Annotated in this window: 19 protein-coding genes and 1 pseudogene; 14 read left to right on the top strand and 6 right to left on the bottom strand. The window is 73.5% G+C overall.

What is annotated here, in order from left to right; all coding sequences use genetic code 11:
• Positions 1–230 precede the first annotated feature (230 nt).
• Positions 231–1,034 (top strand): exodeoxyribonuclease III, encoded by an 804-nt coding sequence (locus tag P2424_RS12530; RefSeq protein ID WP_276475835.1) that lies wholly within the window; start codon positions 231–233, stop codon positions 1,032–1,034.
• 453 nt (positions 1,035–1,487) lie between these two features.
• On the opposite strand, the gene P2424_RS12525 is transcribed toward P2424_RS12530, so the two are convergent.
• Positions 1,488–1,721 carry a hypothetical protein gene (locus P2424_RS12525; RefSeq protein WP_276475834.1) on the bottom strand — a complete coding sequence of 78 codons (234 nt, stop codon included), beginning with the start codon at positions 1,719–1,721 and terminating at the stop codon, positions 1,488–1,490.
• A gap of 195 nt (positions 1,722–1,916) precedes the next feature.
• On the opposite strand from P2424_RS12525, the gene P2424_RS12520 reads away from it, so the two are divergent.
• Positions 1,917–2,162 (top strand): hypothetical protein, encoded by a 246-nt coding sequence (locus tag P2424_RS12520; RefSeq protein WP_276475833.1) that lies wholly within the window; start codon positions 1,917–1,919, stop codon positions 2,160–2,162.
• A 197-nt stretch (positions 2,163–2,359) separates the two neighbouring features.
• Here the strand turns inward: P2424_RS12520 and P2424_RS12515 are convergent, their stop codons facing one another.
• Positions 2,360–2,947, bottom strand: a complete 588-nt coding sequence (locus tag P2424_RS12515; RefSeq protein WP_276475832.1) for a TetR/AcrR family transcriptional regulator — start codon at positions 2,945–2,947, stop codon at positions 2,360–2,362.
• A 116-nt stretch (positions 2,948–3,063) separates the two neighbouring features.
• On the opposite strand from P2424_RS12515, the gene P2424_RS12510 reads away from it, so the two are divergent.
• The 4 genes and pseudogenes from P2424_RS12510 (at position 3,064) to P2424_RS12495 (ending at position 6,512) form a co-directional block, all read left to right on the top strand.
• Positions 3,064–3,921 (top strand): class I SAM-dependent methyltransferase, encoded by an 858-nt coding sequence (locus tag P2424_RS12510; RefSeq protein ID WP_276475831.1) that lies wholly within the window; start codon positions 3,064–3,066, stop codon positions 3,919–3,921.
• A gap of 37 nt (positions 3,922–3,958) precedes the next feature.
• Positions 3,959–4,060, top strand: a pseudogene (locus P2424_RS12505) (exodeoxyribonuclease III); the annotation flags it as partial.
• Between the two features lie 200 nt (positions 4,061–4,260).
• Complete coding sequence (locus P2424_RS12500; protein ID WP_276475830.1) at positions 4,261–5,169, top strand: alpha/beta hydrolase; 909 nt, start codon at positions 4,261–4,263, stop codon at positions 5,167–5,169.
• Between the two features lie 86 nt (positions 5,170–5,255).
• Complete coding sequence (locus P2424_RS12495) at positions 5,256–6,512, top strand: cytochrome P450 (protein ID WP_276478946.1); 1,257 nt, start codon at positions 5,256–5,258, stop codon at positions 6,510–6,512.
• Here P2424_RS12495 and P2424_RS12490 read toward each other — a convergent pair.
• A complete protein-coding gene (locus P2424_RS12490) occupies positions 6,453–7,292 on the bottom strand; it encodes a MerR family transcriptional regulator (protein ID WP_276475829.1) in 840 nt (279 codons plus the stop codon). The two genes, P2424_RS12495 and P2424_RS12490, sit on opposite strands and share 60 nt — an antisense overlap.
• A gap of 209 nt (positions 7,293–7,501) precedes the next feature.
• On the opposite strand from P2424_RS12490, the gene P2424_RS12485 reads away from it, so the two are divergent.
• Genes P2424_RS12485 through P2424_RS12475 form a run of 3 tightly spaced genes read left to right on the top strand, consistent with a single transcriptional unit; the run spans position 7,502 to position 10,991 of the window.
• Positions 7,502–9,145, top strand: coding sequence for an NAD(P)/FAD-dependent oxidoreductase (locus P2424_RS12485; protein WP_276475828.1), 1,644 nt, complete (start codon positions 7,502–7,504; stop codon positions 9,143–9,145).
• Entirely contained in the window at positions 9,142–10,104 is a 963-nt protein-coding gene (locus tag P2424_RS12480) for an alpha/beta hydrolase (RefSeq protein WP_276475827.1), read from the top strand. The genes P2424_RS12485 and P2424_RS12480 overlap by 4 nt, the downstream gene beginning before the upstream one ends.
• Complete coding sequence (locus tag P2424_RS12475) at positions 10,101–10,991, top strand: SDR family oxidoreductase (RefSeq protein WP_276475826.1); 891 nt, start codon at positions 10,101–10,103, stop codon at positions 10,989–10,991. Before P2424_RS12480 ends, P2424_RS12475 begins: the two co-directional genes overlap by 4 nt.
• 214 nt (positions 10,992–11,205) lie before the next feature.
• Here the strand turns inward: P2424_RS12475 and P2424_RS12470 are convergent, their stop codons facing one another.
• On the bottom strand, positions 11,206–11,397 hold the full coding sequence (locus P2424_RS12470; protein ID WP_276475825.1) for a hypothetical protein: 192 nt from the start codon (positions 11,395–11,397) through the stop codon (positions 11,206–11,208).
• Between the two features lie 104 nt (positions 11,398–11,501).
• Positions 11,502–14,930 carry a S41 family peptidase gene (locus tag P2424_RS12465; protein WP_276475824.1) on the bottom strand — a complete coding sequence of 1,143 codons (3,429 nt, stop codon included), beginning with the start codon at positions 14,928–14,930 and terminating at the stop codon, positions 11,502–11,504.
• A 215-nt stretch (positions 14,931–15,145) separates the two neighbouring features.
• On the opposite strand from P2424_RS12465, the gene P2424_RS12460 reads away from it, so the two are divergent.
• Positions 15,146–17,392, top strand: a complete 2,247-nt coding sequence (locus P2424_RS12460) for an MMPL family transporter (protein ID WP_276475823.1) — start codon at positions 15,146–15,148, stop codon at positions 17,390–17,392.
• 124 nt (positions 17,393–17,516) lie between these two features.
• Here the strand turns inward: P2424_RS12460 and P2424_RS12455 are convergent, their stop codons facing one another.
• Positions 17,517–17,930, bottom strand: coding sequence for an SsgA family sporulation/cell division regulator (locus P2424_RS12455; protein WP_276475822.1), 414 nt, complete (start codon positions 17,928–17,930; stop codon positions 17,517–17,519).
• A gap of 284 nt (positions 17,931–18,214) precedes the next feature.
• On the opposite strand from P2424_RS12455, the gene P2424_RS12450 reads away from it, so the two are divergent.
• The 4 genes from P2424_RS12450 to P2424_RS12435 all read left to right on the top strand — a co-directional run bounded on the left by P2424_RS12450 (position 18,215) and on the right by P2424_RS12435 (position 22,459).
• The gene (locus P2424_RS12450) at positions 18,215–19,351 is read left to right on the top strand and encodes an energy-coupling factor ABC transporter permease (protein WP_276475821.1); all 1,137 of its coding nucleotides are present in this window, start codon (positions 18,215–18,217) and stop codon (positions 19,349–19,351) included.
• A gap of 10 nt (positions 19,352–19,361) precedes the next feature.
• A complete protein-coding gene (gene cbiQ / locus P2424_RS12445) occupies positions 19,362–20,126 on the top strand; it encodes a cobalt ECF transporter T component CbiQ (RefSeq protein ID WP_276475820.1) in 765 nt (254 codons plus the stop codon).
• Between the two features lie 134 nt (positions 20,127–20,260).
• On the top strand, positions 20,261–21,010 hold the full coding sequence (locus P2424_RS12440) for an ATP-binding cassette domain-containing protein (RefSeq protein WP_075002422.1): 750 nt from the start codon (positions 20,261–20,263) through the stop codon (positions 21,008–21,010).
• Between the two features lie 153 nt (positions 21,011–21,163).
• Complete coding sequence (locus P2424_RS12435) at positions 21,164–22,459, top strand: serine hydrolase domain-containing protein (RefSeq protein WP_276475819.1); 1,296 nt, start codon at positions 21,164–21,166, stop codon at positions 22,457–22,459.
• The last annotated feature ends 13 nt before the right edge of the window (positions 22,460–22,472 follow it).

Raw genomic sequence — 22,472 nt, 5'->3', positions numbered from 1 at the left:
CCCCCGTCCCGGCCGCAGCCCGCGGCGGGAGCCGCTCGCTGTGCGGTCGGTGCGGTGGCATCGGCTGGTCATGTCCCGATCACCGCTGCTCCGTGTCGTCAGTCACAGACCGAGCCGCCCGTGCGCCGAGGACAGGCACCGGAGACGCGGGACGGCGTCAGCGGCGCGGTCGACCGCAGGCTGCTCCGGCATAGGGTGCGACGGATGCGCGTACCGATGAGGAGCATGTTGTGCACAAGGTGAGCACGGTCAACGTGAACGGATTGCGGGCCGCGGCGAAGAAGGGGTACGCGGACTGGCTGGCGGCCACCGACGCGGACGTGGTCTGCCTCCAGGAAGTCCGCGCAGAGCCCGAGCAACTGCCCGAGGCGGTGCGGTACCCGGAGGGGTGGCACGCCTTCTGGGCACCGTCCTCCGCGAAGGGCAGGGCCGGTGTGGCGCTGCTCACCCGCCGCGAGCCCGACAGCGTGCGGGTCGGCTTCGGCGCACCCGAGTTCGAGGAGTCCGGCCGGTACCTGGAGGCGGACCTGCCCGGTCTGACCGTCGCGAGCCTCTATCTGCCCTCGGGGGAGGTCGGCACCGAGCGGCAGGACGAGAAGGAGCGCTTCATGGCGGCCTTCCTGCCCTACCTGCGCGATCTGCGGGAGCGGGCGGCGGCGGCCGGGCGTGAGGTGCTGGTCTGCGGCGACTGGAACATCGCCCACCAGGAGGCCGACCTGAAGAACTGGCGCGGCAACAAGAAGAGCTCCGGGTTCCTGCCCGAGGAGCGCGCCTGGCTCTCCCGCGTCCTCGACCCGCAGGACGGCGGCTGCACGGATGTCGTCCGGGCGCTCCATCCGGATGTCGCGGGCCCGTACTCGTGGTGGTCGTACCGGGGCCGTGCCTTCGACAACGACACGGGATGGCGCATCGACCTAGTTTGCAGTACGCCGGGCCTGGCCTCACGTGCCGTGAAGGCGTATGTGGAGCGGGCTGCGAGCCATGCCGAACGGTGGAGTGATCACGCGCCCGTGACCGCTGTCTTCGACCTGTAGGGAGCGGCAGCGGAAAGCCTGGTCCGGGTGTGTTGCTCGCCGTCGCTGGACGAGGCCGCCTGGTGGGCGTCGCGCGCCGGACACTGCTGGGCGGACCAGCCCACCCCTACCCCCACCCTCAGGCCGCAAGAACGCCGTGGGGCGCCGGCGGTGCTCTCCGGGTGACTCGGAGGGGCTTTCGTAGTTCCGGATCACGTCGGCGCACCATGCCGATCCGACCGGCATCGTCTCTGACCGGTTTGCCGATGTCCGCGCAGGTGACCATCAGTGCCCCTCGGGGTGGCGCCGCATGCAGACATTGCAGTCACTCACGGTGGTCCAGTCGACCACGATGCGAGCGCGATCCCATACGGCGGAGAGTTCGACGCAACCCGCACCCGTCGATGGGGTCCGGCTCCCTGTCCAGATGCAGCGGCAGTTCGATCGGTGGAGTGCTGTATCGGGTGGGATCGGTCATGGCGGGAGGGTGGCCCGGTCGCTGATGATCGCTGAACGAGACGCGTTCTCCACCACACGACCATGATCGACGATCAGGCACTCGACGCCTGCCTCGAAGGCAGCCAGGGCCGAGGCCACGGTGGTGCACAAGAAATCCTTGCTGCGGTCCACGCGGATCAGGCGCGGCAGGCCGCCAGCCGGGCCGAAGAGCCAGGTGCGGTCCACTGCCGTGCGCGGCGCCGCCAGCACCGCGTTCCCGGGGAGTATGGGGCGTCACCGTCGTCCCCATGATGACTTGGGTAGCGCAGCTGATGTACCTGGTCACCCAAGGCTGAGCGGGCTGATCCTCCACACACACCCGCGCCGGCACGCAACTGTGGTCGCCCTCCCAGGCGGCATTGCAGTGCCGCGCCAGGCGCTGGACGAACACGTCGAAGGCCCGCCGTGCCCGCCAGCCCGGCCTGCTGGCCGGGGGACAGGGCCCGGCGCACCGCCCGGTACAGCGTGGTCGACGACTGGTGGCGCGGGTGGTTGCCGGTCGGCCGCCGGGGCCCCAGCCTCCACGACCGGCCGGGATCCGGCGAGGTGGAGGCCGGGCCGCAAGCAGGGCCCGGCCGCAAGCTGAAACGCCTGGTCGATCTCGGCGTCCTCGCCGAGATCGACACGGACAGCTTCTCCAGGAAGCAGTAATCGACCGAGCCCCGTGACCAGCAGACCTGCCCTGATCTCATGCCCTGGTCTCATCGGGGAACGGACATCAGATCACGAACCGCCCTCTCACGGCGCAACCGGGCCGTGAGTCCCGACCACACGGCTGTGCCCCTGGCAAGCGTGCCCAAGGACCCTGGAACCGGACAGCACAGGGAATCGAAGGCGGCGACCGGCGCTCAGCTGCCGGTAAGGACAGCCAGCAGCCGCTTCACGGTCTCCGCGGTGTCCGTGGCCGGTGCGAAGTTGCGGATCATCAACAGGTGGTGGGTCGTGCCGACGAGCGCGAGCGCAATGGCACCGACGTCGCTGTCGGCAGCAAACCGGCCGGCATCCTGTTCCGCTTGGAGGTAGTCGGAGACGGCGTGCTGGATCGCATCGAACGCCGGTGCGCCGGACTGGAAGCCGTCGCGGGTGTGCGACACGGCCCCGGGGCGGGTCATCGCCAGGCCCACCACCGCGGGCGGAAGGGAGTCCAGCAGGGCCCCGACGACCTCTTGGAGGTTCTCGGCGACCGTGGCCTGCCCCACTTTGGCCTCCAGGGCCTCGGCGTGGCGGGCGCTGCGCGCGAAGCGGTCCAGGACCAGCTCGGCGACGAACTCGTCCAGGCCGGCGAAGTGGGTGTGCAGGACGCCCTTGGCGCAGTCGGCCTCCGCTGTGACCCCGCGGCTGGTCAGGGCCGCGGCGCCGTCACGGGCCACCACCCGTTCCGCGGCCGCGAACAGCCGCTCGCGCAGGTCCGGAATCGTCACTCCACGAGGTGACACAACAGCCCCTTTCCCTCGACCCGTTGCAAGTATGGGCGCTCGCCCATACTATTTGGGCACTTGCCCATTCTAGGGCCGGGGCGCCCTGTCGCGTCCCGGCGGGAGGGAGTTCACCCATGGGGCAGTTCGCCAACACCGCGCAGGCCGAGGCGTGGAACGGATACGAGGGCGCGCAGTGGGCCCGCAACCAGGAGCGCTGGGACGCCGTCAACGACGGCTTCAACCAGCCCTTGCTGGACGCCGCGGCCGTCCGCGAGTCCGACACCGTGCTGGACATCGGCTGCGGAGTCGGCCGCACCACCCGCCTCGCGGCCCGGCGTGCCGCACGCGGCCGGGCGCTCGGCCTGGACATCTCGGGGCCGATGCTGGACAGGGCGCGGGCAAGCGCCGTACGCGAGGGCGTCGAGAACGTGGCCTTCGTGCAGGGCGACGCCCAGGTCCACCCCCTGGACGACGGGGCGTTCGATGCGGTCATCAGCCGGTACGGGATGACCTTCTTCACCGACCCCGCCGCCGCGTTCGCCAACCTTCACCGCGCGCTGCGCCCCGACGGCCGGCTGGCCTTTATCTGCGCGGCTGAGGCCGAGACCAACGAGTGGCTTGCCGCGTTGGCCTCACTCAATGACATCCTGCCGCTCGGCGGGTTCGGGAAGGCCGGAAGCCCCGGCATGTTCTCCCTGACGGATCCCGGCCGCATCCGCGACCTGGTCGCCGCTGGCGGGTTCGACCGCCTGGACGTGCAGCGCATCGAGGCCGCGGGCAGGTGGGGTGCCGACGCGGCGGACGCTGCGGCATTCCTGCTGGACTCCGGCCCTGGCCGTCACTTGCTCGACCAGGTGACCCCGCCTGCGCAGGCGGCGGCGCGTCAGGCGCTGACGGCCGTCCTGCAGCGCCACGAGGCGGACGACGGCGTGTGGCTGCGGAGCAGTTCCTGGCTGGTCACCGCCGTGCGGGGCGGTTCAGCACACGGCTGAGCCCTACCCCCAGCCGCCACCAGATGATCACGTCGAAGGCCTGGCAGGGCGTGCGGTGAAGGCGTACGTGGAGCGGGCGGCCACGCACGCCGAGCGGTGGAGCGACCACGCGCCGGTGACCGTCGACTACGGGGCCTGAGCCCGGCTGCTTCCGGACCGGGGCCTGAGCCCGGCTGCTTCCGAACCGGGCCGCGTCTCTCCGCGGCCGTCGCGGGGTGCTCGTGACACCGCGGCGTGGCCGGGACGTAGGCGGGTGCCGTGGTCTTGTGCGGCCGGTGCGGGCCGGGCCACCGTGGAGCCGGTGGGGCGAGGGCCCCGCCGTCCCCAGGGGAGGCCGCCATGGACGCTGCCGCGGAGTGCGGAGCCGAGGACGGAACGGGAACGGACGGCACAGGAGCGGACGGGACGGGCGCCGGTGCCGTCACCTTGCCCGCCACCCGGATCGGCGACGGTGCGCACCATGTGATCGCCGTGCACGGCTGGTTCGCGGACCGGCGTGCCTATGCGCCGGTGCTCGAGGTGCTCGACCGCGCCACGTTCAGCTACGCCGTTCCGGATCTGCGCGGCTACGGCGAGGCGCGGGACGTGCCGGGTGCCTGTACGGCGGGTGAGGCCGCCTGGGACGTGCTGGCGCTGGCGGACGCGCTCGGCTGGGAGCGGTTCTCCCTGGTCGGGCACTCGATGGGCGCGGCCGTGATGCAGCGCGTCGTGCTGGCGGCGCCCGAGCGGGTGCGGCGGATGGTCGGGATCGCGCCGGTGCCCGCGAGCGGGGTGCCGCTGCGGGGCGAGCAGTGGGAGCTGTTCGCCGAGGCCGCACAACGCCCGGCCAACCGCAGGGCGATCATCGACTACACCACCGGCAACCGCCGCCCGGACGCCTGGCTGGATCTGATGGTCGAGCGGTCGGTCTCGTGCACCGATCCGGCCGCGTTCCGCCGCTGGCTGGACTCCTGGGCCCTGGAGGATTTCCACGGGGAGGTGCGGGGGTGCCGGGTGCCGGTGCGGCTGGTGGTCGGGGACGGCGATCCGGTGCTGTCGGCCGAGGTGGTCCGCACCACATGGCTGCGCTGGTACACGGCCGCCGAACTCGTGGAGCTGCCCGCCGCCGGTCACTATCCGCTCGACGAGACGCCGCTGGAGACCGTCCGGGCGGTGGAGGACTTTCTGCGTGCGGACGGACGGCCCGGGGGCGGCCCGGACGGCGGTCCCGGCGGGGACCGCGTCCCGCGCGGGCGGGAGGGCGCGTGAGCGGCGGCGCCCCGGACCCCGCCGTACCGGCCCCCGGCGTCCCGGACCCCGCCCCGGACCCCGGCGTACCGGCCTCCGACCGGGACGTGTTCGATCCGCGCCGCTACGCGCGCGGGCTGCCGCACGAGGTGTTCCGTGCGCTGCGGGACGACGAGCCCGTGGCCTGGCAGGAGGAGTACGAGGTGCTGGGCTGGCCCGCGGGGCCGGGCTTCTGGGCCGTGACGCGGCACGCGGACGTTCTGCGGGTGCTGCGTTCGCCCGGTGACTTCTCCTCGTACGAGGGCGCCACCCAGATCCGCGATCCGGCGCCGGAGGATCTCCCGTTCATCCGCCGGATGATGCTCAACCAGGACCCGCCGGCCCACAACCGGCTGCGCACTCTGGTCAGCCGCGCCTTCACCCGGCGTCGCGTGGAGCGGTTCGAGGCCCGGGTGCGGCAGCGGGCGCGGGGACTGCTGGCGGGGGCGCTGCGGCAGGCGCGGGAGCGGGGGAGCTGCGATCTGGTGGCTGCGGTGACCGACGATTTCGCGCTGCTGAACCTCGCGGATCTGCTGGGGGTGCCCGCCGGGGACCGGGGGCTGCTGCTGGAGTGGACTGAGCGGATCATCGGCTACCAGGACCCGGATCAGGCCCGTACCGTGCTCGGTCCGGACGGCCGTCCGGCCGATCCGCGGTCGCCGGCCATGCTCCAGGAGATGTTCGACTACGCGCGCGGGTTGGCGGCGCACAAGCGGGCGCATCCGGCGGACGATGTCATGACCGCGCTGGCACACGAGTTGACGGGTGCCGAGCTGGAGATGTTCTTCTTCCTGCTGACGGTCGCGGGCAACGACACGGTGCGCAGTGCCGCCCCGGGCGGATTGCTCGCACTGGCGCGGCACCCGCACGCCCAGCGCACCCTGCGGGAGCTGGTGCGGGCCGGGCGGGTGCAGGCGCAGGCCGTGGCGGTGGAAGAGCTGTTGCGCTGGCACACCCCGGTGCTCAGTTTCCGGCGCACCGCGGTCCGGGATCTCGAACTGTCGGGGCGGCGGATCGGTGCGGGCGAGAAGGTGGTGGTCTTCCATGCGTCCGCCGACTACGACGAGCGGGTCTTCGAAGCGCCGCACACGCTGGATCTGGCCCGGGCGCACAATCCGCACATGGCTTTCGGTGCGGGTCCGCACGTGTGCATGGGTGCCCATTTCGCGCGCCTCCAGTTGCGCGTGCTGCACCAGGAGGCGGCGCGGCTGCTGCCGCCGTACGAGCTGCTGCCGCAGGGGGAGGGGGCCGGGGAGGTGCGCCGGCTAGTCTCCAACTTCATCCACGGGGTCAAGGCGCTGCCGGTCCGGCTGTCCGGTGCCTAGCCAGTCCTCCAGCTCGGCGCGCACCCGTCGGTCCAGGGCCAGGCCCAGTTCCGCCTCGACGATCTGTTTGGCGGTCGGTGCCAACTGGGTCAGCAGGTCGTTCAGCTCGGCCGGGTCGGTGGACTGCTGCCGGGGCAGCAGGTGGGTGCGGAAGAGGCGGGCGAAGGTGGCGGCGATCTCGTCGGTCTGGGGGCGCAGTTCGCGGGCCGCGGCCAGTACGTCGGCCAGCGGGATGCCCTTGGCGACCAGTTCGGCTGAGCCGTCCAGCAGGCGGCGGCTGGTGTGGACGAATTCGTCGCCGTCGACGGCGACGTAGCCGAGGTCCAGCGAGTCGGCCAGGTTCTCGGGGGTGACCTCGCCCTGGAAGCGGTCGGCGAGTTCCTCCGGGGTGAGCCGGACGGGGATCTCCTCGGAGAAGGGGGTGACCACCGTACTGTCCAGGCCCATGACCTCGGCGGCGGTGCGGACGTCGCGGCCCTTCTCGAAGGCGTCGAGGAGGTCGGCGATGCCGCCGAGGGTGTGGCCGCGGGCCAGCAGCGCGGTGATGCTGCGCAGCCGCGCGAGGTGGTGCTCGTCGTACCAGGCGATGCGGCCCTCGCGGCGGGGTGGTGGGAGGAGTTTGCGTTCGCGGTAGAAGCGCAGGGTGCGGGTGGTGATTCCGGCGGCTTCCGCCAGTTGGTGCGCGCGGAACTCCCGCTGCCCGGTGGTCGGCCCACCGGCCGGGTCCTCGGCGGGTGGACCGGCTCCGTCCGTCGTGTGTTGCTCGTTCGCGCTCGCCACGCCCCCAGCCTAGGCGGACGCCGGGGGCGTCCGCCTCGGTGCGACCGTCGGTAACTTTCCTCGCGCCGACCCCTACCCATGAGTATGCGACTGCCCTACTCTCGTGACCATGCCAGTGATTACTGGCATGATTCGGAGTCCGCGGTGCGCGAGCGCGGCAGGACGCGACACCCACGATGCGGCACGCGACAGATCCGGGAGGCGGCGGCATGGCGGCCGAGCACGAGCAGGAGCACGTACGGGTGGCGGTGATCGGCACCGGGTTCGGCGGCCTGGGAGCCGCTGTGCGGTTGCGCCGCGCGGGGATGACGGACTTCGTCGTCCTGGAGCGCCGGGAAGCCGTCGGCGGCACCTGGCACGACAACACCTATCCGGGGTGCGCGTGCGACATCCCCTCGCACCTGTACTCCTTCTCCTTCGCGCCCAACGCGGACTGGCCGCGCAGCTTCTCGCCCCAACCGGACATCCGCGCCTACCTGGAGCAGGTCGCCGACACCTTCGGGCTACGCCAGCACATCCGCTTCAACACCGAGGTGCAGCAGCTGAGCTGGGACGCGGAGGAGCTGCACTGGCGGGTGGAGACCTCCGCCGGCACGCTGACGGCCGACCTGGTCGTCTCCGCCACCGGCCCGCTCTCCGAGCCCAAGCTGCCCGACATCCCCGGCCTGGACTCCTTCGAGGGGAAGGTCTTCCACTCGGCCACCTGGGACCACGACTACGACCTGCGGGGCAAGCGGGTGGCGGTGATCGGCACCGGCGCCTCGGCGATCCAGATCATCCCCGCCATCCAGCCGGTCGTCGGCGAGCTGACCGTCTTCCAGCGCACCCCGGCCTGGGTACTGCCGCGCAACGACCGCCGTATCAGCAGCACCGAGCGGAAGCTGCACGCCCGCTTCCCGGCCACCCAGAAGCTGCGCCGCTTCGCGCTGTGGGGCGTACGGGAGCTGGAGACGCAGGTCTTCGCCAACTACCCGAACCTGCTGCCCGCAGTGGAGAAGATCTCCAAGCTGCACATGAGGCGCGCCGTCAAGGACCCCGAGCTGCGCCGCAAGCTGTCGCCGGACTACCGCGTCGGCTGCAAGCGCACGCTGCTGTCCGACGACTATTACCCGGCGCTCGCGCAGCACAACACGCACGTCGTCGACTCCGGCCTCAAGGAGGTCCGCGGCAACACGCTGGTCTCCGCGGACGGCCGCGAGGTGGAGGTCGACGCGGTGGTCTTCTGCAGCGGCTTCCACGTCTCCGACATGCCGCTCGCCCACCTGGTCAAGGGCGCCGACGGGGAGACGCTGGCCGAGGCCTGGGCCGAGGACGGGATGAACGCGCTGCGCGGGACGACCGTGGCCGGCTTCCCCAACTTCCTCTTCGTCATCGGGCCGAACACCGGTCTGGGCACCAGCTCGATGGTGCTGATCATCGAGGCGCAGCTCAACTATCTGGTCGACTACGTGCGGAAGCTGGACACCCTCGGCGGCGGCGACAAGGCCGCACTGGACGTCCGGCCGATCGCGCAGCACACCTACAACGCCAAGCTGCGCGAACGGATCGCCTCCAGCGTGTGGGAGACCGGCTGCACGAGCTGGTATCTGGACGCGCAGGGCCGCCCGGTGGCGGTGTGGCCCGGCACCACGGCCGAGTTCCGCAAGGCCACCCGGGAGGTGTGGCTGGAGGAGTACGAAGTGCTGCGGCCCGGCGGCGGGGGAGCGGCCCGCCGCAAGGCGCCGCTGCTCGCGGGGAGCACGAGCCGGGGCGCGGCCACCGGCGCCTTCCACGCGGCGGAGGACATGCCCACCCCGGCGCGGAGCGGCAATGCAGCCGCGGCCCGCCGCGACACCGCGGAGGACGTGCGATGAGCCGCATTCCGAAGGGACTCACCGGGCGCTACGCGCCGCCCGCGCCGGCGCGCGAGCTGACGGCACGCTCCGGGGACGGGGTGCGCCTCCCCGTCGAGGTGCACGGCCGGGCCGGTGACCCCGCGGTCGTCCTCGCCCACGGCTGGACCTGCTCCACCTTGTTCTGGGCGCCGGTCATCCGGGACCTGACCGCGAGCGGCCACCGCGTCGTGGTCTACGACCAGCGCGGGCACGGCCGCAGCCCGGCCCCCGCGACCCCGATGGCGTGCAGCACCGCCATGCTCGCCGACGACCTGTGCGCCGTCCTGGAGGCGGCGCTGGAGCCGGGGGAGCGCGCCGTCATCGGCGGTCACTCGATGGGCGGCATGACGATCATGGCAGCGGCGGGCCGGCAACGGCTGCGCGAGCACGGTGCCGCGCTGCTGCTGTGCAGCACCGGAGCGCAGCATCTGACCGGGCAGGCCCGCGTGCTGCCGTTCCGCTCGGAGCGGGTGCGCGCGGTCGCGCACCGCGCGCTGCTGGGCTCGTCCGCGCCGCTGGGTCCCGTCACCCCGCTCACCCGCAAGGCCCTCGCCTACGGCACGCTCGGGCCCCGGCCCGAGCGGGACGCCGTCGAGGCGACCGCCCGCATCGTGCACGCCTGCCCCACCCGGGTGCGGTCGGCGTGGGGCGGGGTGCTGGCCGGGCTCGACCTGTCGGCCAAGGTGCCGCACCTGGACGCGCCCACCGCCGTCGTCGCCGGCACCCACGACCGCCTCACCCCGCTCCCGCACGCCCACCGGATGGCCGCCCTGCTCCCGGACTGCACGGGCGTGCACCAGCTCGAGGGGCGCGGGCACATGACGCCGCTGGAGGAGCCCGAGACGGTCGCCGCGGTCCTCGCCGGGCTCGTCCGGGACCACCTCGCCACCGCCGGGCGCACGGCGAAGCCGCCGAAGAAGAAGGAGAAGAGCGCATGAGCAGGGTCGCACTGGAGGGGCAGGTCGCCGTCATCACGGGCGCGGCGCGCGGCGTGGGGGCGCTGCTCGCGCGGAAGATGGCGGCACGCGGCGCCCGGATCGCCCTCGTCGGGCTGGAGCCGGACGAGCTGGAGCGGGTGAGCGCGTCCCTGCACACCGAATCGGCGCACTGGCACGCCGACGTCACCGACCACGAGGCGATGGCCCGGGTCGCACGCGAGGTCAAGGCGCACTTCGGGAAGGTCGACATCGCCGTCGCCAACGCCGGGGTGGCCGCGGGCGGGCCGTTCATGGACTCCGACCCGGTCGCCTGGCGCCGGGTCATCGAGGTGAACCTCATCGGCGGCGCCGTCACCGGCCGGGCCTTCCTGCCCGTACTGCAGGAGTCGCGCGGCTATTTCCTGCAGATCGCCTCGCTCGCGGCGATCACCCCGGCGCCGATGATGACGGCGTACTGCGCCTCCAAGTCCGGCGTGGAGGCCTTCGCGCACAGTCTGCGCGCCGAGGTCGGGCACAAGGGAGTGGGGGTCGGCGTCGGCTATCTGAGCTGGACCGACACCGACATGGTGCGTGGCGCGGACGCGGACGAGGTGATGCGCGACGTACGACAGCGGCTGCCGTGGCCCACCAACAAGACCTACCCGCTGGGCCCGGCCGTCGACCGGCTCGTCGCGGGCATCGAGCGCCGCTCCCCGCACGTGTACGGGCAGTGGTGGTTGCGCGGGATGCAGGGCATCCGCGGCTATCTCGCCCCGCTGATCGGCGGCCCGCTCGGACAGCGCGAGATGAAGGCCGTCGCCGCCCGGCTGGAGTCCTCCGGCGGGGTGGCCACCGGGCTCGTCGGCGCGGGCGGGGAGGCGGACGAGAAGGCTCGCGCGGCGCGCTGAGGCGAGCCGAGCCCCGGCCCCCCGGGGCCGGGCGCGCTCACGCGGGCGGCTCGTCGGCGTGAGGCCGACGGGAGGGGCCGTCCCGGCACAGCGACGTGCCGCGGCTTCCTGCCGCTGTCGCGGAGGTAGGAAGCCGCGGCACGCTGTGGCGGAGGCGGGACCCGCACCAGCGGGTCCGCGAGTCTCCCCGCGGGCCGAGGGTGGGCCCGCGGTCTCAGTGGTTCTTGTCCTTCCACTCCTGGGCGCGCTGCTGGGCCTTGTCCTTCAGCTCCTGCGCCTTGTCGGTGGCGTCCTGGCCGCCGCTCTGCTTGCGTTCGCCGCCGTGCTTGCGGTCGCCGGACGAGGACTTGCCGCCCTTGTGCCGGAGCTGCTCGGCCTTGGACTTGAACTGGTCTGCGAGACCCATCGTCACTCCTTCGGACATGTGTACGCACGGGCACTTTCCACCCTGCCACGCCATCCCCTATGCCGCATGACGTACAAAAACGGCATGAAAATTCCTGTCTTCGGTCAGGGGCGCGGCGGCAGCGGCGGACGAGAGCGGTCCGGGGCGTCCCCGTATCCGGGCGGAGTCCGGGCGGGGTGCCTCTCCAGCAGGTCGAGGGCGGTGCGTACGGCGGTGCCCAGCACGGAGCTGCGGCCCTCGGCCCAGTCCAGCGGAGTGCGCAGCACCTCGATGTCCGGCTCGACCCCGCGGTTCTCCACCGACCATCCGTACCCCTCGAACCACGCGGCGTTCATCGGCACCGTGATCACGGTGCCGTCGCCGAGCCGGTGCCGCCCCGTCATCCCGACGACGCCGCCCCAGGTCCGGGCCCCGACGACCGGGCCCAGGCCCAGCAGCCGGAACGCGGCGATGATCATGTCGCCGTCGGAGGCGGTCGCCGCGTCCGCGACGGCGACCACCGGTCCGCGCGGCGCGTCGCCGGTGTAGGTGACCGGCTGCGCGTCGCGGGTGAGATCCCAGCCCAGGATGGTGCGGGTGAGCTTCTCCAGCACGAGTTCGCTGATGTGCCCGCCCGCGTTGCCCCGGACGTCCACGATGAGCGCGGGCCGGGAGACCTCCAGCCGCAGATCCCGGTTGAACTGCGCCCAGCCCGAGCCGCCCATGTCGGGGATGTGCAGATAGCCGCAGGCGCCGTCGCTCAGCTCGCGGACGACGTCCCGGCGCCGGGCCACCCAGTCCTGGTAGCGCAGCGGGCGTTCGTCGATCAGCGGGACGGCCGCGACCCGTCGCGGCCCCGCCTGCCGGAGCGTCAGCTCGACGGTGGTGCCGCCCGCCGCGGCCAGCAGCGGCGCGGGGCCGGCGACCGGGTCGACGGGGCGCGCGTCGACGTGGGTGAGCACCGCGCCCTCCCGCACCGGGGAGCCGGCCAGCGGGGAGCGGGCCCGGGAGTCGGAGGAGTCGCCGGGCAGGATCCGGGCGAGCTGCCACTCGCCCTCGGGGGTGCGGATCAGATCGGCGCCCAGGAAGCCGAGGGGGCGCTGGTAGTGCGGCGGCCCCTCGTCGCGCCGCGCCGGGGTGACATAGGCGTGCGAGGTGCCCAGTTCGCCGAGTACCTCGCGCAGCAGGTCGGCGAACTCGTCCGGAGTGGCGACGCGTTCGACCAGCGGCCGGTACTGCTCCAGGACGGCCGTCCAGTCGACGCCGCTCATCCCCGGGTCCCAGAAGTAGGCCCGCACCAGCCGTCCCGCCTCCGCGTACGCCTGCCGCCACTCGGCCGCGGGGTCGACGTCGTGCAGGATGCGGCGCAGGTCGATGAAGGTGGTGGTGTCCGCGTCGGCCCGCTGGTCGGCGGGGATCACGCGCAGCAGCCCCTCGTCGTTGACGACCAGCCGGGTGCCGTCGCCGCTGGGTGCGAACCAGTCGATGTCACTGGTGAGTTCGGTGCGCTTGGCGGTGGTCAGGTCGAAGTGCTCCAGCGTCGGGCGGCCGGAGGTGTCGGCCGGGTTGGCGAAGGTCTCGCCGAGTGCGCCGGAGATCGGGTAGCGCAGCCAGATCAGCCCGCCCCCGGCCACCGGGCACAGCGCGCCGTACTTCGAGGCCGTCACCGGGAACGGCGTGACGCGGTTGGCCAGCCCCTCCGCCTCCACCAGTACGGGGGTCCCGCCGGTCTCCTCCTCGCCGTCCTGCCGGTCCTGCGGGTCCAGCCCGCCCGCGGCCGGCCGCCCTTCCGGGGTCAGCGCGAACGGGGAGAGCGTGGCGGAGGAGAGCGGCACCAGGTACGGGCGGCAGCCCAGCGGGAAGGAGAGGTCGCCGGTGTGCACGTCGTAGACCGGGTCGAAGCCGCGCCAGGACAGGAACGCCAGGTAGCGGCCGTCGCGGGTGAAGACGGGCTGCTCGTCCTCGAACCGCCCGTCCGTGACGTCCAGGATCGGGCATTCGCCCGCGGCGGCGCCGTCCCGTTCGGCGACCTTCGCGAGCCGGATGCAGGACAGCGAGCGGCCCACCCCCGGGTGCGCCCAGGCCAGCCAGCGGGAGTCGGGGGAGAAGGCCGGATCGTGCACCGGGCCGTTGGCGGATCGCACGACCTCGCTGATCGCGGGCTCCGGGACCCCCGCGGCCGGGACCCCCGCGGCCGCGCCCGCGGCTGACGTGCCGTCCCCGGCCGGCTCCGGGGGCTCCGCGTCGGCCTCCGCGGCCTCCGGGGTCTCCTCCGGGCCGGGTACGTCGACCAGCAGCAGCCGCCCGTCGTGCGTGGCGACGGCCAGCCGCTCGGCGGACGGCGCGGCGACCAGCTCCCGCACCCGCCCCAGCCGTCCGGCCGCGATCCGATAGGCGGGCCGGGGGCGGGAGGCGCGGGGCAGGTCGGCGATCTCGATGGCGTCCTCGCCCTCCGCGTCGGTGACGTAGGCGATCCGTCCCGTGTCGCCCAGCATGGTGGGCAGCCGCACCCGCACCCCGGGAGCGTCCGCGAGGGCCCGGGCCGGGCCGTCGCGGTGGGTGAGCCAGTACAGGCTGCCGCGTACCCCGACCGCGCCCGCCCGGCCGGTGGGGTCGACGGCCAGCGAGGTGACGTGCGCGCCCGCGGGCACCTGGTAGGGGCGGCGGCCCGCGCGCTGGCTGCCGGTGCGGACGTCGAGGCGGCGGGGCCGGGCCGCGTGGGCGAAGTCGTCGACCAGCCACAGCTCTCCCGCGCACTGGTAGACCACCCGCCGTCCGTCGGTGGCCGCGTGCCGGGCGTAGCAGGCGTCGTGATCGGTGTGCCGCCGCAGGTCGGTGCCGTCCGGGCGGCAGGAGTAGAGGTTGCCGACGCCCTCGTGGTCGGAGAGGAAGGCGATCCGGTCCCCGACGAGCAGCACCGAGTCCAGGTGCCCGTCGAGGTCGGGCAGCAACCGCTCCCCCTGGAGCCACAGCCGTCCCGTGGCGCCGCCCCGGTACCGCTTCCAGCTCGCGGGCTCGTGCGGCGGCGTCCCGGTCAGCAGCAGCGTGCGGCGCTCGCCCCGCTGCTCGGCCACCGCGATGTCCGACACCGGTCCCCAGGGCAGCCTGCTGCCCGGGCAGGAGGAGACCGGCCGACCCGCGGGCGGTCCGTCCGGGCCGTCGACCGGGACCCGGTAGGCCCAGGCCCGGTGCGCGAAGGGCTCCCCGTGCGAGGCCACCGCCAGGACGTCGCCCTCCGGGGTCCAGCCCCGCACCCGGGTGTCGGTCGCGCCCCAGTACGTCAGCCGCCGGGAGGCACCTCCGCGGACGGAGACCAGGTGGATCTCCGGGTCCAGGCTGCGCCAGCTGATGTAGGCGATGCGCTCCCCGGCCGGGCAGAGACGGGGGTGGCTGATCCGGGTGCGGTCCACCGTCAGCCGCCGGGCCCGCTCCGAGGGTGCCCCCGGCTCCGGGAGCCGGACCGCCCACAGGTCGTCCTCCGTGGTGAAGCAGAGCAGCTCGCCGTGCAGATGCGGGTAGCGGAGATACGCGCCGTCGTCGGTCACCTTTCCCATGGTTCGTGGGGTTTTGCGGCCGGGCAAGTTGTGATGTGCCCCACATGTCCTGGTGCGGGCTCATCCTTCGGGTGCGAGCGAGCGTCGATTGACATGAGCTCTCACAGTCGGCTCGCGGCGCCTCCCCGCCGTGCTCCTTCGGCTCGGTCGGCTCTGCCGTCCCTGCTCCACCGCACCGTCCCACTGTCCGACCTCGAGACCGGAGAACCTCTCTCGTGGCCACCTTCCTGTACAAGCTCGGCAGACTCGCCTTCCGGCGGCGCCGCATCGTCGCCCTGATATGGGTGGCGCTGCTGGTCGCGGCCGGCGTCGGCGCGTCCACCGCATCGACTCCGCCCGACGACGACTTCGCGCTGCCCGGCACGCAGGCCCAGAAGGCCTTCGACCTGCTGGAAGAACGCGTTCCGGAAGCCAACGCGGAGGGCGCGACGGCCCGGATGGTCTTCCGCGCCCCGACCGGCGAGAAGATCACCGCCGGACCCAACAGGGCCGCCGTCGAGAAGGCCCGCGAGGAGCTGAGCGGCGGGCAGGCGGCCGGTGTCACCGACCCGTTCGCCAAGGGCAGCGGCGCCGTCAGCAAGGACGGCAGCATCGCCTACGCCTCCGTCCAGTACAAGGTCCCGGCCCAGGAAATCACCGACAAGACCCGGGAGGGTCTGGAGGACACCGCGAAGGAGGCCCGCAAGACCGGGCTGACCGTGGAGACCGGCGGTGACGCACTGCTGGTCGAGCCCGAGATGGGCAACGCCGAGGTCATCGGCATCGGCATCGCGGCCGTCGTCCTCATCCTCACCTTCGGCTCGCTGATCGCGGCCGGGCTGCCGCTGATCACCGCGCTGATCGGGGTGATGATCGGCATCTCCTCGATCACCGCGCTGGGCGCCACCCTCGGCCTGTCGGCCAACACCACGACGCTCGCGATGATGATCGGCCTGGCGGTCGGCATCGACTACGCGCTCTTCATCGCCTCCCGCTACCGCGCGGAGCTGACCGAGGGCCGGGAGCGCGAGGAGGCGGCCGGACGCGCGGTCGGAACCGCCGGGTCCGCTGTGGTCTTCGCCGGGCTCACCGTGGTGATCGCGCTCGTCGGGCTCTCCGTCGTCAACATCCCGGTCCTCACCAAGATGGGTATGGCGGCCGCGGGCACGGTGGTCATCGCCGTCCTGGTGGCGCTGACGCTGGTGCCCGCCGCGCTCGGCATGGTCGGCAAGCGGATCTTCGGCCGCCGGGTGCGCAAGGCCAACCCCGCCACCGGGGTGCCGCCCGCCGCCGACGCGGAGGGCCAGCGCCCCAAGGCCGGTGCCCGCTGGGCGGGCTTCGTGCTGCGCCGCCCCGTGCTGGTGCTGGTCACCGCCGTGCTGGCGCTCGGCGCCCTGGCGCTGCCCGTCGGCTCCATGCAGCTCGGGCTGCCCGACGAGGGCAACCAGCCGGAGTCCACCACCCAGCGCAAGGCCTACGACCTGCTCTCCGACGGTTTCGGCGCGGGCTTCAACGGCCCGCTGATGGGCGTGGTCGACCTCGAGGGCGCCGACGACCCGAAGGCCGCGGCCGCCGAGGTGCAGAAGCGGCTGCAGAAGACGGACGGCGTGGTCGCCGTCAGCCCTCCGCAGCTCAACAAGAGCGGCGACACCGCCACCCTGACGGCCGTCCCGAAGTACGGTCCCAGCGACGAGCGCACCGAGAAGATCGTGCACGACATCCGGGACCAGTCGGACGCGATCGAGGAGAAGACCGGGGCCACGCTGCTGGTGACCGGCGCGACGGCGGTCGCCATCGACTTCTCGCAGGTCATGAACGACGCCCTGGTGCCCTATCTGGCGCTGGTCGTGGGCCTGGCCTTCGTGCTGCTGATGCTGGTCTTCCGCTCGGTGCTGGTGCCGCTCAAGGCGGCCCTGGGCTTCCTGCTCTCGGTGCTGGCGGCGCTGGGTTCCGTGGTGGCCGTCTTCCAGTGGGGCTGGCTGGCCGGACTGATCGGGGTCGAGCAGACCGGTCCGATCATGAGCATGATGCCGATCTTCATGATCGGCGTGATCTTCGGTCTCGCGATGGACTACGAGGTCTTCCTCGTGACGCGGATGCGCGAGGCGCACGTCCACGGGGAAGGCCCCGGCCAGGCCATCGTCAGCGGCTTCCGGCTGGGCGCGCGCGTGGTGACCGCCGCGGGCGTCATCATGATCAGCGTGTTCGCCGGGTTCATCGGGTCCTCCGAAGCCATGATCAAGATGATGGGCTTCGGGCTCGCCATCGCGATCCTCTTCGACGCCTTCGTGGTGCGGATGGCCATCGTGCCCGCGGTGCTCGCCCTGCTGGGGGAGCGGGCCTGGTGGCTGCCGCGCTGGCTGGACCGGCTGCTGCCGAACGTGGACGTCGAGGGTGAGGGCCTCCGCAAGGAGCTGAACCCCGACAAGGCGTCGGCCGCCGCCGTTCCCCCGCCCCGCGAGCCGGAGCGCACCGGCGTGTGACCCCCGTGCGGGGCGCACGCCCCGGGCCCGCTTCCCGTGGGACCGGCGCATGACCTCGCCCGCCCATCCGTTCCCCCTCCGGGGACCGGGTGGGCGGGCGCTTTCGTGGGCGGGAACCCGCGCGTCAGACTCCGCGCAGCAGCGCCGCGAAGCCCTCCTCCAGATCCAGGAGTGCCCGCTCGGCGCCGGCGGGCACCAGTTCGTAGCTGTGCCGCAGGAAACGCTCCAGGTCACAGGTGCGGAAGTCCAGCACCGCGACCCCCTCACCCGCGTGCAGCTCGACCACGGTCCGCTCCCGCCCGCCGGGACGGACCTGTACGTCGCCCTCGCCCGCGGCTCCGCGCAGCCCCTCGGCGAGCAGGTCGCGGGAGAAGGCCCAGGCGACCTCCGCGCCGTCGAGGGAGATCTCGGCGGGGAAGACGATCCGCACCGCCAGCGGGTCGTCCGTCTCGTAACGGAGCGCGGGGTTCAGCGGCCGGGCCGCCGGCGGCCGGACGATCAGCTGGGCCTGCACGGTGCGGGTGATGACCTTCGACACTTCTGCTCCTCCGGATCGGGGGGTTCCCGGCGCGCTCATCGCTCCGGCCGGGTTGCCCCTTCGTCCTGTCAGACGCCCGGCGGCGCCGCCCGGACACCCGAACCGGCTGGTGAGTTCTGCCACAGGCCGGCGATCAGGGGGGCATCTCCGTTCATTCCGGGCACCTCCGACGCCCTCTTGCGAACACTTTGCATCTGACCGCTATTCTCAAAAGGCTGGAGACGGCCGCTGCCAGGCCATTGCCGGGCCGTTGTGAGAAGCCGTGAGAAAGCGGAGTGCCCCCGATGCACGTACCTGATGGATTCATCGATGCCCCCGTGTCGGCCGGTACGGGAGTCGTGGCCGCCGCGGCCCTCGCCGTCTCGCTGCGCGGCGCACGACGCGAGTTGGGCGGCGGCCCCGGCGGAGCCGGGGAGCGGACGGCACCGCTGGCCGGACTGGTGGCGGCGTTCATCTTCGCCGTGCAGATGCTCAACTTCCCGGTGGCCGCCGGTACCAGCGGCCATCTGCTGGGCGGTGCGCTGGCCGCGATACTCGTGGGGCCGTACACGGGCGTGCTGTGCGTCTCCGTCGTACTGCTCCTGCAAGGTGTGCTCTTCGCGGACGGCGGGCTGACCGCGCTGGGCACCAACATCACGGACATGGGCGTGGTGACCGTCCTGGTCGCCTACGCCGTCTTCCGCGGGCTGCTGCGGGTGCTGCCGCGCCGCCGCTCGGTGGTGACCGGCGCCTCCTTCGTCGCGGCGCTCGTCTCGGTACCGGCGGCCGCGGTCGCCTTCACCGCGCTCTACGCGCTCGGCGGGACGACCGACGTCTCGCTGGGCAAGGTCTTCGGCGCGATGGTCGGTGTGCACGTGCTCATCGGTATCGGCGAAGCCGTGATCACCGCCGCGACGGTCGGCGCCGTCGTCGCCGTCCGCCCCGACCTGGTCCACGGGGCGCGCGACCGGCTGGCCGCACCGCTGGAACTGCGGCCCTCACCGCTGTCGGACCCCGCAGCGCCGGGCGCCGAGCCGCGCCCGGCCGCCGCCCCGGCCGACACCGCCCCGGCCGCTGCCGCCGGACGGCGCCGCTCGCTGCGCCCGCTGTGGATCGCCGGGCTCGCCGTCACCCTGGCCTGCGCGGGCGGGCTCAGCTTCTACGCGTCCTCCGACCCCGACGGGCTGGAGAAGGTCGCCGCCGACAACGGCATCGACAAGCAGGCGGAGGACCACGCGGCGGAGGACTCCCCGCTGGCCGACTACGGCGTCGAGGACATCGCCGACGCCCGGCTGTCCGGCGGTCTGGCGGGCGTCATCGGCGTGGGTGCCACCCTCGTCGTCGGCTCGGGCGTCTTCCTCGCCGTGCGCCGCCGCAACAGTGCGGCCCCCCTCGACGCCGGTGCCTCCACCGCGTCCGGCCCGCCCGCGACCGAGCGCTAGGGGAGCCGTCATGGGTGCCGGACACGCGCACAAGCTCTACAGGCACGGGCACTCGCCCGTGCACGCGTTGCCCGCGCACTGCAAACTGGCGGCGGTCTTCTGTTTCGTCCTGCTGGTCGTCGCCACCCCGCGGGAGGCCGTGTGGGCGTTCGGCGCGTACGCGGTGCTGCTGGCCGCGGTCGCCGCCGTCTCCCGGGTGCCGCCGCGCCATCTGCTGACCCGGATGGCGATCGAGGTGCCGTTCGTGGCCTTCGCGGTGCTGCTGCCGTTCGTCGCGGAGGGCGAGCGGATCACCGTCTGGGGGCTGTCGCTGTCCGAACCCGGACTGTGGGGCGCGTGGAACGTGCTCGCCAAGGGCACCCTCGGAGTGGCCGCTTCGGTCCTGCTCGCCTCCACGACCGGGCTGAACGACCTGCTGCTGGGCCTCGCGCGGCTGCGGATGCCCGCGCTGCTGTGCCAGATCGCCACGTTCATGGTGCGGTACGCCGATGTCATCAGCGAGGAGATGCGCCGGATGCGCACCGCGCGCCTCTCGCGCGGCTTCGAGGCCCGCGGGCCCCGTCACTGGGGAGTGCTGGCCAAGTCGGCCGGTGCGCTGTTCATCCGCTCCTACGAGCGGGGCGAACGGGTGCATCTGGCGATGCTCAGCCGCGGCTACGCCGGCAGTATGCCGCCGGCTCTCGGCGCGGGCCCCGCGGCGCGCGCGGAGTGGGCCCGCGCGGCCGCACTGCCGGTGACCGCCCTCGCGATCTGCCTCCTGGGATGGGTGCTGTGACTTCCTCCACCGACACGAACGCCGACACCGCCGCCGCCTCGAACGCCGGCAGGAACGCCGGCACGAACGCCGCGAGCGCTGCCGGGACGGCCGCGGACCCGGTCTCCGGGGCGGCCGCCGAGGGCGCGGCGCCGGTGCCCTCGCTCCAGGTGAGCGGCCTGGCCTACGCCTACCCCGACGGCCACCAGGCGCTGTTCGGCGTCGATCTGACCGTCCCGCGCGGCCAGCGGGTCGCGCTGCTTGGTCCCAACGGCGCCGGCAAGACCACGCTGGTACTCCACCTGAACGGCATCCTGACGCCCGGTGCCGGCTCGGTCACCGTGGCCGGGCTGCGCGCCGAACGCGCCCATCTCGCGGAGATCCGGCGCCGGGTCGGCATCGTCTTCCAGGACCCGGACGACCAGCTGTTCATGCCGACGGTCCGCGAGGACGTGGCGTTCGGCCCGGCCGCCGCGGGCCTGCGCGGTGCCGAACTGGAGGCCCGGGTGCAGGAGGCGCTGGAACGCGTCGGGATGGCCGAACACGCCCACCGGGCGCCGCACCACCTCTCGTTCGGCCAGCGGCGTCGCGTCGCGGTCGCCACCGTGCTGGCCGGCCGCCCGGAGATCCTGGTGCTGGACGAGCCGTCCTCCAACCTCGACCCGGCGGCCCGCCGCGAGCTGGCCGACCTGATCCGCTCGCTGGACCTGACGGTGCTGATGGTCACCCACGACCTGCCCTACGCGCTGGAGCTGTGCCCCCGTTCGGTGGTGCTCAGCGACGGGGTGCTGGTGGCCGACGGCACCACTCAGGAGCTGCTCTCCGACGCCGAGCTGATGCGCGCCCACCGCCTCGAACTCCCCTTCGGCTTCGACCCGCGCTCCGTGACGGCGCCGGTCGCCTGAGCCGGTCCGGCGCAGGCCGCCGAGCCGGCCGGCCCTCGGGGAGGCGGGGTCGGACCGGCGAGGCCGCCCCCGGCGCACGGCACCGTGCGGCGCGTAGGACCATGGGGGCGCGGCGCCACAAAAGCGCCCCCAGGCGACAGGAGCGAAGGAAACGTGGCAGAGGTCGTTCACACAGCGGTGGCCGAGCACGGCGCGGAGGTGGCGGTGCACGGCACGGTGGCGGACGGGTACGAGCCCGTCCGGGACGCCTTCGTACGCAACTTCGAGCGGCGCGGCGAACGCGGCGCGGCGCTGGCCGTGCACCGGGACGGCCGCAAGGTCGTCGATCTGTGGGGCGGCAGCACCGACCCGGCCGATCCGGCCGCCGCGCCCTGGGGACGGGAGACGGCCGTTCTCGTCCGCTCGGCCACCAAGGGGCTGACGGCAGCCGTCCCGCATCTGCTGCACCAGCGCGGCCAACTCGATCTGGACGCGCCGGTGGGCGCGTACTGGCCGCAGTTCCGGACGGCCGGCAAGGGACGGCTCCTGGTCCGTCACCTGTTGACGCACCGCGCCGGGCTGCCCGCGCTCGACACTCCGCTCACCCCCCGGGAGGCGCTGGAGCCGGGCCGCGCGGCGCGCGCGCTCGCCGCGCAGCCCCCCGAGTGGGAGCCGGGAGCCGCACACGGCTACCACCCGCACACTTTCGGCTGGCTGCTGGGTGAACTGGTGGCGCGCGCCGGCGGCGGCCGCAGCCTGGGACGCTGGTTCGCCGACGAGGTGGCCGCGCCCCTCGGACTCGACCTGTGGATCGGGCTGCCCGAGCGGGTGGCGGCCGACGGCCGGGTGGCCCGGGTCGCCGAACAGGAAGCCCCCGCGCCGGAGTCGGGCGCACTGCGCACCCGGCCCAAGCGCGCGGTCACCGCCGCCTACGCCGATCCGGACTCCCTCACCCGCCGCGCCTTCGGCGCCCTGGCCCCGAAGCCGGACGAGAACGACCCGGCCTACCGTGCCGCCGAACTCCCCGCCGCGAACGGCATCGCCACGGCCCGCTCCCTGTCCGCCTTCTACGCGGCGCTGCTGGGCCCGCTGGACGAGAACGCCGAGGGTGTCGCCGACTGCTCGGCCGACGGCCGAGGCGCCGAGCAGCGTTCCCGCACGGCTCGGCGGGGTCTGTTCACGCCCGCGACGCTGGCCCAGGCCCGCGCCCTGGACGCGGACGGGCCGGACCGGGTACTGGTGGTCAACACCCGCTTCGGGCTGGGCTACATGCTGCACGGCTCGGCCTGCCCGCTGCTGGGAGCCGGCTCCTTCGGCCACCCCGGGCGCGGCGGTTCGCTCGGCTTCGCCGACCCGGAGACGGCCACCTCCTTCGGCTACACCACCGGTACCCTGCACCGCTCGGTCACCAGCGACCCCCGTCCGCAGGCGCTGATCCGCGCGCTGCGCACGGTCATCGCACAGCCGTGACCGGTGGGACGGA

It is taken from the genome of Streptomyces sp. WMMB303 (assembly GCF_029351045.1).
Classification (GTDB): domain Bacteria; phylum Actinomycetota; class Actinomycetes; order Streptomycetales; family Streptomycetaceae; genus Streptomyces.
The sequence above is the reverse complement of the archived record's forward strand: the minus strand, read 5'-3'. Positions and strand labels throughout refer to the sequence as shown.

What these genes read in the sequence shown, in the direction of transcription:
- P2424_RS12510 (WP_276475831.1), top strand. Translation starts at nt 3,064, where the DNA reads ATGGGGCAGTTCGCCAACACCGCGCAGGCCGAGGCGTGGAACGGATAC.
- P2424_RS12500 (WP_276475830.1), top strand. Translation starts at nt 4,261, where the DNA reads ATGGACGCTGCCGCGGAGTGCGGAGCCGAGGACGGAACGGGAACGGAC.
- P2424_RS12485 (WP_276475828.1), top strand. Translation starts at nt 7,502, where the DNA reads ATGGCGGCCGAGCACGAGCAGGAGCACGTACGGGTGGCGGTGATCGGC.
- P2424_RS12480 (WP_276475827.1), top strand. Translation starts at nt 9,142, where the DNA reads ATGAGCCGCATTCCGAAGGGACTCACCGGGCGCTACGCGCCGCCCGCG.
- P2424_RS12475 (WP_276475826.1), top strand. Translation starts at nt 10,101, where the DNA reads ATGAGCAGGGTCGCACTGGAGGGGCAGGTCGCCGTCATCACGGGCGCG.
- P2424_RS12470 (WP_276475825.1), bottom strand. Translation starts at nt 11,397, where the DNA reads ATGGGTCTCGCAGACCAGTTCAAGTCCAAGGCCGAGCAGCTCCGGCAC.
- P2424_RS12465 (WP_276475824.1), bottom strand. Translation starts at nt 14,930, where the DNA reads ATGGGAAAGGTGACCGACGACGGCGCGTATCTCCGCTACCCGCATCTG.
- P2424_RS12450 (WP_276475821.1), top strand. Translation starts at nt 18,215, where the DNA reads ATGCACGTACCTGATGGATTCATCGATGCCCCCGTGTCGGCCGGTACG.
- cbiQ (WP_276475820.1), top strand. Translation starts at nt 19,362, where the DNA reads ATGGGTGCCGGACACGCGCACAAGCTCTACAGGCACGGGCACTCGCCC.